The organism is Citrobacter sp. VF227 (assembly GCF_052950715.1).
Genome location: NZ_JBRFVF010000577.1, coordinates 1 through 439 on the forward strand (window position 1 = coordinate 1; position 439 = coordinate 439).

Below are 439 nucleotides of genomic sequence, written 5' to 3' on the forward strand. Positions count from 1 at the left end.
AACGTTGCGATTGAAGCGGACGGTAACTGCGGTAGTGCTTGTTACCGAGATGATATCGCCGCGCAGCTCTTTAGCCACCGGTTCGTTGGTGTCTGGATCCGTTCCGGTATATGGGAACTGAATCTGAACACCGACATCAGTATTAACGAAATACGATCCACCACTCACCGTAACCGGATAATCAACCTGATAGCTCCAGTCACCCGTTCCACCGCTGATGGTCATTGTGCGTAATGATGTGTTTCGTCCGTCGTAGCTCAGGCCGCAGTCTACAAAGAACGCGTCCTCATCATTGGTGAACAGGCGACTGGAAAGACGCTCGATGTCACGAACGGCCTGCCCATTGATGGTACGCTTAACCACGAAGTAAACAGCATCCTCGCTGCCTTCACTGATTGAGCAGGTGCTTTCGTACTTACCGGCGCTGGATTGTCGCGCC

At 52.6% G+C, this 439-nt stretch carries 1 pseudogene; it reads right to left on the reverse strand.

Annotation, left to right across the window (positions count from 1 at the left end):
• A pseudogene (locus ACU8YC_RS27955) lies at positions 1-439 on the reverse strand (hypothetical protein); the annotation flags it as partial.